Consider the following 11,608-nt stretch of genomic DNA (forward strand, 5'->3'; position numbering starts at 1 on the left):
ATGTCCCGGACGGCGAAGACGAAGTCGGTCAGCGCGGGGCTGTAGGCGGCGCCGCCGGCGCACGGGCCGAGCATCACCGAGATCTGCGGGATGACGCCCGACGCCTTGGTGTTGCGCCGGAAGATGCCGCCGTAGCCGGCGAGGGCGGAGACGCCCTCCTGGATGCGGGCGCCGGCGCCGTCGTTCAGGGAGACCAGCGGCGCGCCGGCCGCGATGGCCATGTCCATGATCTTGTGGATCTTCGTGGCGTGGGCCTCGCCCAGGGCGCCGCCGAAGACCCGGAAGTCGTGGGCGTAGACGAAGACCGTACGGCCCTCGACCGTGCCCCAGCCGGTCACGACGCCGTCGCCGTACGGCTTCTTCGCCTCCAGGCCGAAGCCGGTGGCGCGGTGCCGGCGCAGCGGCTCCACCTCGCTGAAGCTGCCCTTGTCGAGCAGGAGGGCGATGCGCTCATGGGCCGTCAGCTTGCCCTTGGCGTGCTGGCGTTCGGTCGCCCGGGGATCGCCGCCGTCCCGTGCGGCGGTCTTTCGTTCGGCCAACTCGTCCAGACGTGCGGTGAGTTCGTCGGCAGCCGCGATCGACATGTGCGGTGCTCCTTGTCTGCTAGCGGTGGGTGGATGACGGCTGTTCGTCGTGGGGCCCGGTCGCCCCGGCGAGGCGCTCGGCCACCTCGCCGACCGTGCTCGCCCGCAGCGCCTCCGCGGGCACCTCCGTGCGCAGCACGGTGCGGATCGCGCGCTCCAGGCTCAGCGCGTTGATCGCGTCGAGGCCCTGGGAGCCCAGGGGGAGGTCGGCCGAGAGCCGGTGCGCCGGCGGGACCGCGAGCAGGCGCTGGAGTTCGAGGCGCAGCAGGTGGCAGATCGCGGCGACGCGTTCCTCCCGGGGCAGGCGGCGCAGCCCCTCCAGGTCCCGGAGGCGTTCGAGCCCGTGCGGGGCGGGTGCTTCGGCGGTGGTCATGGTGTCCTTCCTGTCGCGGATGGAGCGGGGGCGGCCGGGTCCGGGGCGGGCTCGGCGCCGGCGGCACCGGCAGCGGCACGGCGTCGGCGGACCAGGGCCGGGACCAGTACGGCGAGGCCGGCCGCCAGGGAGACGAGCCCTCCCAGGTACAGGCCCGAGCGGGCGCCGTACCGCGCGGACAGCCAGCCGACGAGCAGCGCGCCCAGCGGGGTGAGGCCCTGGAGGACCAGCGTGTACAGCGCCATCGTCCGGCCGCGGTACTCGGGCGCGCTGCCCAGCTGGACGTAGTGGTTGGCGGCCTGGACGAAGTAGATGCCGGCGGCCCCGGTGAGGCCGACGAGCACGGCGGCGGTCGCGTGGTCGGGGGCGAACCCCGCGACCGTCTCCAGCGCGCCGAAGGCGACCGCGGAGCCGGTGACGAGCAGGGCCGCCGGACGGCCGCTGCGGGTCGTGGCGAGCAGCGCGCCGCCCAGCGAACCGGCGGCGAACGCGGCGCTGAGCAGTCCGAACGCCGAGGCGTCGGCGTGGAAGACGGTCTTGGCGAGCAGCGGCAGCGTCAGCTGGAAGTTGAAGCCGGCGAGGCCGACCGTCCCGACCAGCACGAGCGGCACCAGCAGATCGGGCCTGCCCCGCACGTAGCGCAGCCCGTCGACCACCTTCGCCGACCGCGCGGACCGCGCGGACCGGACGAGCTCCCCGGGACGCATGAGGCACAGGGCCACCACCGTGGCCGGGTAGCTCAGCGCGTTGACCAGCATGACCGGTCCGACGCCGATCCAGGCGATGAGCAGCCCCGCCGCGGCGGGCCCGACCATGCGGGCCGTGCTGAAGTAGGCGGCGCTCAGGGAGGAGGCGTTCGGCAGCAGCTCGGGGCCGACCAGCTCGCTGACGAACGCCATGCGGGCGGGCACCTCGACGGCGTTGACGAGCCCGAGGCACAGCGCGGCCAGATAGACGTGCCAGAGCCGGACGGCGCCCGACATCACCAGGACCGACAGGACCAGGGCGAGCAGCCCGGCGGCCGTGTTGGCGGCCCCGAGCAGCCACCGCTTGTCGTACCGGTCGGCGAGCCGGCCGCCGTACAGCGTGAACAGCAGCAGCGGGGCCAGCTGGAAGGCGGTCACGGTGCCGAGCGCCGTCCCCGAGTCCCCGGTCAGGTCCAGCACCAGCCAGTCCTGGGCCGTCACCATCATCCAGGTGCCCGCGGCCGAGACCACCTGGCCGGTCACGAAGAGCCGGAAGTTGCGGACGGCCAGGGACCGGAAGGGGGCAGGAAGGTTCTTCCCCATCGTTCAGCAGGCCGCCGCCACGGCCCGGCCGGCGGCCGCGGCCGGACCCGCGGCCCGGCGGGCCAGGCAGTCCTCGAAGAACCCGAACGCCCGCAGGTGGTACGCGCGGGCGGCCCAGCCCAGGCTGATGTTGTGGCCGGCGTCGGGCTGGCCGTCGACCCGGACGAACGGCGCCGCCGTGAACTGCGCGGTGAGCTCGGCGCGGGCCTCCTCGTCGTGGTGCCACCAGAACTCGTGCTCGGCGAAGGTCAGCCGCACCGGGACCCGGACCCGCCCCGCCGCCGCCGCGAACAGCCGCGGCCACTGGGCGGCCTCCGCCCGCTCCCGCTCGGGCATGGGCGCCACCAGGCCCCTCGCCTGCCGGAAGGTGTCCGGCGGATAGCAGCGCAGCGGGCCCCAGTGCCGCTTCGAGTTCCGCTGTGCCAGCGGGTCGGCGAGCGCCTCCGGCTCGGTCGCGTAGTCGCGGCCGAGACCGGAGATGTCCAGGCCGAGCAGTTCGGGAGCGGCCGGGCCCGGCGCGTCGGCGTCGGACGCGGCGTACGTCAGCGCCAGCTTGCCCCCGAAGGAGTGGGCGAGGAGGAACAGGCCGGCGCCCGGGTCGCCGCGCTGCCCGAGGTGGGCCAGGGCGGCCCGCAGCGTGGCCGCCTGCGCGGCCAGGTCCTGGCCGCTCGGCAGCTCCGCGGCGGACAGCCCGTAGCCCGGCCGGTCGACGGCGACGACCGTGTAGCCGAGCCGGGCGCCCAGGGCGAGGAGCGACACGTCGGGGTGCGCCTGCCCGTCGAAGTAGCCGGCGCTCATCCCGCCGCCGTGCACGGCGAGGACCGTGGCCCGCGGCGGCCCGTCGGGCCGGGCGACGAGCGCCGACAGGGTCCTGTCGCCCGCCTGGAGGACGATCGGGCGCACTCCCGGCGACATCGGGCGTGCCGTGGGTTCCGGCCGCGCGCCGGTCGCCCGGAGGGTACTCATCCGCGGTCCGGGGTGACGAGCCACTGGTCCATGGCCGCCTTGATCCCGGTGACGTCGGCGCCGTCCCCGGTGGCGGGGGCGCCGAACCAGCGGCGCAGCGCGGCGTCGAGGCCGGTCCCGTCGGCGCCCGCCCAGGCGACGTACCCGTCGGGGCGGACCAGGATCGCGGTGGCCCCGCCGAAGGCCGCCGGGTCACGGGGCGTGCCCTCGACCGTGACGACCCGGTCCTTCCAGCCCTCCGCGAGGTCCCGCAGGCCGGCGGTGCCGGACAGGTCGAGCAGCACGCCCAGCGCCGGGTGGAACAGTTCGGGCGTCCGCACCTCTCCCCGCGCGGTGTCGAGGGCGCGCGGCGGCAGCCGGTGGCCGGCGAGGGGGTGGCCGTCCGGGCCGAGGTCGTAGTGGACGTCGAGGTGGCTGACCGCGCCGGCCAGGTGCCGCTTGACGTCGTCGTGCTCGATGAGCTCGGCGAACAGGTCCCGCAGCGGCTGGGACTCCGGGCCGCCGAGGAAGACCTGGCCCTGGGCGCGGGTGTTCGACAGGAGCCGCTCGCCGACCGGGTGGCGCTCGCCGTGGTAGGTGTCGAGGAGGCCCTCGGGTGCCCAGCCGCGGACGGTGGCGGCCAGCTTCCAGCCGAGGTTGACCGCGTCCTGGACGCCGGTGCTCAGGCCCTGGCCGCCGGCCGGCAGGTGGATGTGCGCGGCGTCGCCCACGAGCAGCACCCGGCCCCGGCGGTACTCGGTGACCTGGCGGGTGGCGTCGGTGAAGGAGCTGACCCAGGCGGCCCCGCCACCGGAGATGTCCTCGCCGGTGAGCCGCTTCCAGGCCTCCGCGACCTCGGCGAACTCGGGGGTCTCGCTGCGGTCGGCGGGCGGCGTGCCGTGCTCGCACACGATGATGCGGTCCACGCCCTCCGCGAGCGGCGCGGCCATCACCATGCCGCCGGGGAGGCGCTCGCCCAGGGGGCGGGGCGGCACGGAGCAGCCGACGACGTCGGCGAGGTACATGCCCCGGGTGGCGGAGGTGCCGGGGAAGGCGAATCCGCCGGCCTTGCGGACCGCGCTGTGCCCGCCGTCGGCGCCGACCAGGAACAGGCCGCGCAGCCGCCGCTCCTCGCCGCCGGCGTCGGCGACGGTGACCGTGACGCCGTCCTCGTCCTGCTCCAGGGCGAGGAACCGCAGGCCTCGGCGGATGTCGGCGCCACGCTCGGCGGCCCACTCCTCCAGGACCGCCTCGGTCTGGGACTGCGGGATGCCGCGGGCTCCGAAGTGCGCGTCCTCGCGGACCGTGTAGTCGAAGACCACGCCGCCGAAGTGCCCCATCGGGCTGGTCTCCAGGCCGCCGAAGCGCTCGACGAGGCCGCGCTGGTCGAAGGACTCCAGGGCGCGGGCGGTGAAGCCGAGGCCGCGGGACTGGCCGGTGGGCTGTGCGAGGGCCTCGACGACGATGACGCTCGCCCCGCCGAGCCGCAGCTCGCCCGCCAGCATCAGGCCGGTGGGACCGCCACCGACGACGATGACGTCCGCGTCCGTTTTCCTGTCCATGAATTTCCTTTCCTCGCGTGCGGGGCACGCCTCGGGTGGCTGGTCGTTCGGCTCGGACTCTCAGGCGGTCGGCGGACTCCCGAACCAGCGGCCGAGCGCCTCGCGCAGACCGCCGGCGTCGTCGCCGGCCCAGGCGACGTGGCCGTCCGGACGCACGAGGACGGCCTGGTCCCCGGGGAGACCGGATCCGGGCGCGGGCCGGGCGTCGACGACGTCGGTCTCCGCGCCCCACGGCAGGGCCGCGTCGGCGAGCGCGCGGGCGCCGGCCGTGGCGGGGAGCAGCAGGAGCCCGCGGCCCCCGCGCAGCAGTTCGGTGGTGCGTACGGCGCCGTCGGGCGTGGTCAGGACGGCGTCGGGCAGCCGCGCTCCGACGAGGGGGGACGCCCCGGGCGCGGCGTCGTAGCGGATGCCGACGCCGCTGATCATCCCGGCCAGGTGCTCGCGTACGCCGTCCAGGGCGACGAGTTCGGTGAGCAGGGCGCGGACGGGTTCGACCTCCGGTCCGCCGAGCAGCAGGTCGCCCTGGGCCCGGATGTTGGCGAGGGTGCGGGCGCCCACGGCGTGCCGTTCGTCGTGGTAGGTGTCGAGCAGGGCCTCGCCGGCGCTGCCCCGGACGACGGCGGCGAGCTTCCAGCCGAGGTTGAAGGCGTCCTGCACGCCGAGGTTGAGGGCCTGGCCGCCGCTGGGCATCTGCTGGTGCGCGGCGTCTCCCGCGTACAGCACCCGCCCGTGCCGGTAGCGGGCGAGCTGCCGGTTGGCGTCGTGGAAGGCGTTGACCCAGGTGGGCGTGCCGTGGCCGATGTCCTCGCCGGTGACGCGCCGCCAGGCGGCGACGACGTCGGCGAAGTCCGGCTGTCCTCCCCCGGGGCGGACGGGCCGCCCGAACTCGTGGACCATGACGCGGGTGACGCCGCCCCGGGTGGCGGCGATGGCGAGGCCCCGCTCCAGGCGCTGGAAGCGCCGGTCGGGGATGTCGAGGCCGCGCACGTCGGCGCGGAGCAGTTCGCGGCGCGGTGCGCGGCCGGGGAACTCCGCCCCGGTCAGCCGCCGCACCGTGCTGTCCTCGCCGTCGCACGCCACCAGGTAGCGGGCGCGCACCCGCAGGGTTCCGCCCGGTCCCTCGGCCGCCGCCTCGACGCCGTCCGGCCGGACCGTCACCTCGTGGACCCGGTGCCGGCGCCGCACGTCGGCGCCGAGCTCGGCGGCCCGGTCGCCGAGGAGTTCCTCGGTGCGCGTCTGGTCGACCTTCCACTGCCCGGCGTGGGGACCGGGCAGGGTCAGGTCGAGCGGTACGCCGCCGAAGTGGCCGCGGGCGTCGCGGGGCGGGGCGCCGAGGGCGGCGAGGAGTCCCCGGGAGTCGAGGATCTCCATGGTGCGGGCGTGCAGCGTCGAGGCACGGGACTCGGTGGTCGGTCCCGTCCGTTCGTCGAGCACGAGCACCCGGGCGCCGCCGAGCCTGAGCTCGCAGGCGAGCATCAGTCCGGCGGGCCCCGCCCCGACCACCACGACGTCCGTGTCCCGGCGGTCGGCGGTCACGGCCGGCGCTTGCTCTCTGCGAACGCCTTGGCGTGGTTGAGGGTGGCCAGGCTGTTGGTGGACAGCGCGGTGTGGACGTACGTCCGGGCGTCGTCGACGGTGGCCTCGGCGCCGAGGACGGCGGCGATGTTGTCGGCGTTGAGGGTCACGGTGTGCTGGGAGGTCGCGACGACGGAGGTGCCGTCGTCCTGGAAGGTCCAGCGGCCGGTGTGCAGGGTCATCAGCGCGGGCAGCGTGACCTGCTTGTAGGCGATCTTCGCGTGGGGGAAGGTGACCCGGTACGACTTGGTGGTGTGCACCGAGCCGTCCTTGGCGCGGGTGTCCATCTCCAGGCTCTGCAGGCCGGGGGTGTCCTCAGAGAAGCGGACGGTGGCCACGTGCGGCAGGCGCTCGGGCCACCGGTCGGCCTCGTCGATGAAGGCGTAGACGTCCTTGGCCTCGCCGTCGATGCGGACCGAGTCCTCGAAGGAGAAGGTCAGTTCACGGGCGCCGTGGACGAGTTCGACGTTCTTCTTGAGGGCCGCCAGCTCCGAGCGGCTGTTGCGGTCGACCGCCTCGTCGATCCACAGCAGGTCGTGCGGGTCGTCGTCGACGGCGCGGTAGTCGTGCAGCAGCCGCACCCGGCACTCGTCCTCGCCGAGCGGCTCGATGATCCAGGTGCCGCCCATCGAGGCGACCGGCGCCGGGCTGACCTCCTGGCGGAAGGTGATGCGCAGCTCGTCCGGGAACAGCTCCCGGCGGGAGGTCCAGTTCTTGGCCTCGCCGTTGGCCGTGGCCCAGATGCGGATCCGCTCCTGGGTGGGGCTCTCCTCGACGCGGTCGACGTGGATGGTCGGCGGGAAGATGAGGGGCCAGTTCTCCACCTCCGCAAGGAGCCGGTAGACCGCCGGCGCGGGCGCGGCGATGGTGATGTCGTGCTCAACCTCACGGGTCGTCATGACGGCTTCGTTCTCCAGGGTTCGGTGCGGGCGGGGCCGGTCAGAAGTTGCCGAGGCCGCCGCAGACGTTGATGGCCTGCGCGGTGACGGAGGCGGCGGTGTCCGAGGCGAGGTAGGCGACCATGCCGGCGACCTCCTCCGGGGTGGAGTAGCGGCCGAGCGGGATCTTGGACTGGAACTTCTCCAGGATCGCGTCCTCGGTGGTGTCGTACGCGGCGGCGTAGCCCTGGCGGACGCGCTCGGCCATCGGGGTCTCGACGTAGCCGGGGCAGACCGCGTTCACGGTGATGCCGGTGGGGGCCAGCTCGTTGCCGAGCGCCTTGGTGAAGCCGACGACGCCGTGCTTGGAGGCGGAGTAGGGGGCGCCCAGGACGACGCCCTGCTTGCCGGCGGTGGAGGCGATGTTGATGATGCGGCCGCGGTTCTTGTGGCGCATGCCGCCGGTGTTGAGGACCTCCTTCGTCAGCCGGAAGACGCTGTTGAGGTTGGTCTCGATGACGTCGGCCCACAGCTCGTCCGCGATGTCGGCCGTGACGCCGCCGCCGGACCGCCCGGCGTTGTTGACGAGGACGTCCACGCCGCCGAAGCGGTCGACGGCGGCCTGGACGAAGGCGGCGGCGGAAGCGGAGTCCCGCACGTCGAGGACGCTGCCGTCGGCCTCGAACCCTTCGGCCTGGAGCTCCTTCACCGTGGCCGCCACGGTGTCGGCGTTGCGGGCGCCGATGAAGACGCGGTGGCCGTCGGCGGCCAGGGCTCGGGCGGCGGCCAGTCCGATGCCGCTGGTGGCGCCCGTGATCAGGGCGACCCGGTTGTGCTGCGTAGACATGTTTCCTCTTCGGGGTTCCGGCGGTGACGGTGGACAGCGGTCACGGGGGACGGCGGTGGCGGTCGACAGCGGTGGCGGTGGACCGCGGGCGGGCCGGGCTCAACCGATCGCCCGGCCCGCTGGGTGTGCGGACGGTCAGGCCCGGCCGCTGGGGTGTGCGGACGGTCAGGCGGCCTGCTGGACGGTGCCGAGCGCCTCGTTGACGGCGGCGATGAGCGCGCGCGGGGTCTGGGCGTCGGCCAGCAGGTCCTCGTCGAGGGCGACGCCGTACTCGCGCTCGATGCGGCTGCCGGTCTCCAGGAGCGCCAGCGACTCGTAGCCGAGGCTCTCGAAGTGGACGTCGAGGATGTCGCCGGCGAGGTCGACGCCCTCGTCGGCACCGGCGGCCTCGAGGAGAACGCGGCGCAGGTCGTCCAGGGTGAAAGGCGCAGTGGACACGTGGATTCCTTCCGGAGGGGAGATCGGTCGAACCGGTCGCCGGGCGACCGGGGGTGTGACGGGCGCCGGTGTCAGCCGGCGGCGCGGACGACGACGGCCGAGTTGAAGCCGCCGTACCCGCGGGCCACGACCAGCGCGGCACGCAGCGGGGCCTGCCGCGGCCGGTCGACGACCAGGTCGAGGGCGTAGTCGTCGTCCGCGGTGACGTGGACCGTCGGAGGGATCAGTCCCTCCTCGAAGGCGAGCAGGGCGGACGCGATGTCCAGCGGGCCGGCGCCCGAGTAGAGGCGGCCCGTCATCGTCTTGGGCGCGGTGACCGGGACGCCCCGGGCGCCGAAGACGGCGGTGAGCGCCTCCGCCTCGATCCGGTCGAGTTCCGGCACGCCGGCCGCGTCGGCGAAGACGACGTCGATGTCGCCGGGGGTCAGGTCCGCGTCGGCCAGGGCCAGTTCGATGGCCTTGCGCAGGGCGGGCTCGCGGCCGCTGCCCGGCTTCGGGTCGAAGGTGGATCCGTAGCCGGAGATCTCGCCGTAGACGCGGGCGCCGCGCTCGCGGGCGGACTCGGCCGACTCCATGATCAGGATGGCGCCGCCCTCGCCCGGCACGTAGCCGGACGCCTCGGCGTCGAAGGGCAGGTACGCCCGGGTCGGCTCGGTGCTGCGGGTCAGCCGGCCGGCGGCCTGCTGCGCCACCCACCCCCAGGGGCAGATCGAGGCGTCGATCGAGCCGGAGACGACCACCGGGGTGCCCTTGCGGATGAGCCGGCGGCCGTGGGCCACCGCGTCGAGGCCGCCGGCCTCGTCGCTGACGATGACCCCGCTGGGCCCCTTCATCCCGTTGCGGATGGAGATCTGGCCGCTGTTGACGGCGTAGAACCAGGCGAACGACTGGTACGCGGAGACGTACTGGCTGCCCTGGCTCCACAGCTTCTGGAGCTCGTTCTGGCCGAACTCGAAGCCGCCGGAGGAGCTGGCCGTGACGACGCCCATGTCGTAGGCGGGCAGCTCCGCGGGGTCGATGTCCGCGTCCTGGAGGGCCCAGTCGGTGGCGACCAGCGCCATCCGGGTCATCCGGTCGGTCTGCGGGAGCAGCCGGCTCGGCAGGTGGTCCTCGGCGACGAAGCCCGGGACCTCTCCGGCCAGCGTGGACGGGTAGGAGGACGGATCGAAGCGGGTGACCCTGCCGATGCCGTTCTTGCCGTTGCGGGTCGCCTCCCAGTACTCCCGCGTCCCGAGCCCGTTGGGAGCGGCGATGCCCAGGCCCGTCACTACCACCGAGGTGGTCATGCCACGCTCCTCTCGGGTCGCGCCAGCACCATGGCGCTCTGGAATCCGCCGAAGCCGCTGCCCACGGTGAGCACGGCGTCGGTCAGCTGCTCCCGGGCGACCAGCGGGACGTAGTCGAGGTCGCACTCGGGGTCGGGGGTGTGCAGATTGGCCGTGGGCGGCACCACGTTGTGCTCCATGGCCAGCGCGGACGCGGCGATCTCGATGGAGCCGATGGCGCCGAGCGAGTGCCCGACCATCGACTTGATGGAGCTGACCGGGGTCCGGTAGGCGTGCTCGCCGAGGCTGCGCTTGAAGGCGGCGGTCTCGTGCCGGTCGTTCTGCTTGGTGCCGGAACCGTGCGCGTTGATGTAGTCGATCGCGGTCGGGTTCATCCGGGCCTCGGCCAGGGCCGTGTCGATGGCCTCGGCCATCTCGGCGCCGTCCGGGCGCAGCCCGGTCATGTGGTACGCGTTCGAGCGCGTGGCGTAGCCGGCGATCTCCGCGTAGATGTGCGCGCCGCGCTTCCTGGCGTGCTCCAGCTCCTCCAGGACGAAGACGGCCGCGCCCTCGCCGAGGACGAAGCCGTTGCGCGTCCCGTCGAAGGGCCGGGAGGCGCTCTCGGGGGCGTCGTACCGGGGCGTCGTCGCCTTGATCGCGTCGAAGCAGGCCATGGTGATCGGGGAGATCGGCGCGTCGGACGAGCCCGCGATCATGACGTCGGCGGTGCCCTCGCGGATCAGCTCCACGGCGTGTCCGACGGAGTCGATGCCCGAGGTGCAGCCGGTGGAGACCACCGTGCTGGGGCCCTGCGCGCCGGCGTCCCAGGCGACCTCGGCCGCGAAGGAGCTGGGCACCAGGTAGTTGTAGAGGTGCGGCACCGCGTACTCGTGGTCGACGAGGTGCAGCCGGCCGCCGTCGCTGACGACCTTGTACTCCTCGTCCAGGCCCATGGTGGCGCCGACGGCGCTGCCGATGGTCACGCCCACCCGGTACGGGTCGTACGCCTGGAGCTCGATCCCGCTGTCGGCGACGGCGCCGCGCGCGGCGACGACCGCGAACTGGGCGGCGCGGTCCATGCGGCGGATCTCGTGCGGGGTCAGACCGTGGGCCTCGGGGTCGAAGTCCATCTCGGCGGCGACCTTGGAGCGGTACGGAGCGGGGTCGAAGAACGTGATGCCACGGGTGGCGGTACGGCCCTCGCTCAGCAGGTTCCAGAAGTTCTCCCGGCCCACGCCGCCGGGGGCCAGGACCTCGATGCCGGTGATGACGACTCGTCGGCCGGTCACGCGGACGCCTCCCAGTGGTAGAAGCGCGTGGCCATCGCGTCGGCGGGCGAGCGCCAGGTCGCGGGGTCGTAGGCGGTGATGAACGGCTTCAGGTCCTCGCTGATCGCCACGAACCGCGAGTCGGTCTTGGCCTCCTCGATCCGTTCGCCGCCGTTGTCCGCGTCGAAGTCCTGGAGGTGGAAGTACAGTCCTCGATAGTGGAACAGCTGCCGACGGCGCGTCCCCATGCGATGCGGCATTTCCGTGTCGTCGAATTCGCCGAAAAGCTTGGCGACGTCCACATTCGCTGCCGGGTCCATTCGCGCGACGATCAACGTGCTGTGCATTTTCCCCTCTTCCTTTCGCACCCGCTAGACTCCCGAAAGAATTTAAGACAAGTATCCGGGTCGGCCGGATCGGTTTTCAACAGCCGCAATGTCAGGGCAGTGTCATATTCGTCAACCGGCCGACCGGAAATTCGCGTGCCGGTCCGCGTCTCCCGGTTTCCCGTCAGGCCTTGATGTCGCAGATGCCGGCGCCGGAGGTGACGGACGCGCCGACCTCGGCGTTGAGTCCGGTGATGG

The 11,608-nt window shown here is 73.7% G+C and carries 12 protein-coding genes; all 12 read right to left on the reverse strand.

Features of this window, described 5'->3' with window-relative positions; translation table 11 throughout:
* The coding region (locus IE245_RS37555) for a carboxyl transferase domain-containing protein (RefSeq protein WP_373305456.1) at positions 1–584 on the reverse strand (584 nt) is incomplete at its 3' end.
* A 19-nt stretch (positions 585–603) separates the two neighbouring features.
* Entirely contained in the window at positions 604–957 is a 354-nt protein-coding gene (locus IE245_RS35105; protein WP_189955258.1) for a phosphopantetheine-binding protein, read from the reverse strand.
* The gene (locus tag IE245_RS35110; RefSeq protein ID WP_189955260.1) at positions 954–2,246 is read right to left on the reverse strand and encodes an MFS transporter; all 1,293 of its coding nucleotides are present in this window, start codon (positions 2,244–2,246) and stop codon (positions 954–956) included. The genes IE245_RS35105 and IE245_RS35110 overlap by 4 nt, the downstream gene beginning before the upstream one ends.
* Positions 2,247–2,249: 3 nt before the next feature.
* Positions 2,250–3,161: an alpha/beta hydrolase gene (locus tag IE245_RS35115; protein ID WP_189955262.1), complete on the reverse strand. Its 912-nt coding sequence runs from the start codon at positions 3,159–3,161 to the stop codon at positions 2,250–2,252.
* Positions 3,162–3,208: 47 nt separating this feature from the next.
* Positions 3,209–4,753 carry an FAD-dependent monooxygenase gene (locus tag IE245_RS35120; protein ID WP_189955264.1) on the reverse strand — a complete coding sequence of 515 codons (1,545 nt, stop codon included), beginning with the start codon at positions 4,751–4,753 and terminating at the stop codon, positions 3,209–3,211.
* A 60-nt stretch (positions 4,754–4,813) separates the two neighbouring features.
* Complete coding sequence (locus tag IE245_RS35125) at positions 4,814–6,289, reverse strand: FAD-dependent monooxygenase (protein WP_189955267.1); 1,476 nt, start codon at positions 6,287–6,289, stop codon at positions 4,814–4,816.
* On the reverse strand, positions 6,286–7,227 hold the full coding sequence (locus tag IE245_RS35130) for an aromatase/cyclase (RefSeq protein ID WP_189955269.1): 942 nt from the start codon (positions 7,225–7,227) through the stop codon (positions 6,286–6,288). Before IE245_RS35130 ends, IE245_RS35125 begins: the two co-directional genes overlap by 4 nt.
* Positions 7,228–7,267: 40 nt before the next feature.
* On the reverse strand, positions 7,268–8,053 hold the full coding sequence (gene fabG, locus IE245_RS35135; protein WP_189955271.1) for a 3-oxoacyl-ACP reductase FabG: 786 nt from the start codon (positions 8,051–8,053) through the stop codon (positions 7,268–7,270).
* Between the two features lie 165 nt (positions 8,054–8,218).
* Positions 8,219–8,491 carry an acyl carrier protein gene (locus IE245_RS35140; RefSeq protein WP_189955273.1) on the reverse strand — a complete coding sequence of 91 codons (273 nt, stop codon included), beginning with the start codon at positions 8,489–8,491 and terminating at the stop codon, positions 8,219–8,221.
* A 71-nt stretch (positions 8,492–8,562) separates the two neighbouring features.
* A complete protein-coding gene (locus tag IE245_RS35145; protein ID WP_189955274.1) occupies positions 8,563–9,777 on the reverse strand; it encodes a ketosynthase chain-length factor in 1,215 nt (404 codons plus the stop codon).
* Complete coding sequence (locus tag IE245_RS35150; protein ID WP_189955276.1) at positions 9,774–11,045, reverse strand: beta-ketoacyl-[acyl-carrier-protein] synthase family protein; 1,272 nt, start codon at positions 11,043–11,045, stop codon at positions 9,774–9,776. Before IE245_RS35150 ends, IE245_RS35145 begins: the two co-directional genes overlap by 4 nt.
* Positions 11,042–11,371 carry a TcmI family type II polyketide cyclase gene (locus IE245_RS35155; protein ID WP_189955277.1) on the reverse strand — a complete coding sequence of 110 codons (330 nt, stop codon included), beginning with the start codon at positions 11,369–11,371 and terminating at the stop codon, positions 11,042–11,044. Before IE245_RS35155 ends, IE245_RS35150 begins: the two co-directional genes overlap by 4 nt.
* Between the last annotated feature and the right edge of the window lie 237 nt (positions 11,372–11,608).

The organism is Streptomyces roseolus (assembly GCF_014649855.1).
GTDB classification, from domain to species: domain Bacteria; phylum Actinomycetota; class Actinomycetes; order Streptomycetales; family Streptomycetaceae; genus Streptomyces; species Streptomyces roseolus.

Excerpts from the sequence above, each read along its gene's own strand:
- IE245_RS35105 (WP_189955258.1), bottom strand. The coding sequence starts at position 957 with ATGACCACCGCCGAAGCACCCGCCCCGCACGGGCTCGAACGCCTCCGG.
- IE245_RS35110 (WP_189955260.1), bottom strand. The coding sequence starts at position 2,246 with ATGGGGAAGAACCTTCCTGCCCCCTTCCGGTCCCTGGCCGTCCGCAAC.
- IE245_RS35115 (WP_189955262.1), bottom strand. The coding sequence starts at position 3,161 with ATGTCGCCGGGAGTGCGCCCGATCGTCCTCCAGGCGGGCGACAGGACC.
- IE245_RS35120 (WP_189955264.1), bottom strand. The coding sequence starts at position 4,753 with ATGGACAGGAAAACGGACGCGGACGTCATCGTCGTCGGTGGCGGTCCC.
- IE245_RS35130 (WP_189955269.1), bottom strand. The coding sequence starts at position 7,227 with ATGACGACCCGTGAGGTTGAGCACGACATCACCATCGCCGCGCCCGCG.
- fabG (WP_189955271.1), bottom strand. The coding sequence starts at position 8,053 with ATGTCTACGCAGCACAACCGGGTCGCCCTGATCACGGGCGCCACCAGC.
- IE245_RS35145 (WP_189955274.1), bottom strand. The coding sequence starts at position 9,777 with ATGACCACCTCGGTGGTAGTGACGGGCCTGGGCATCGCCGCTCCCAAC.
- IE245_RS35155 (WP_189955277.1), bottom strand. The coding sequence starts at position 11,371 with ATGCACAGCACGTTGATCGTCGCGCGAATGGACCCGGCAGCGAATGTG.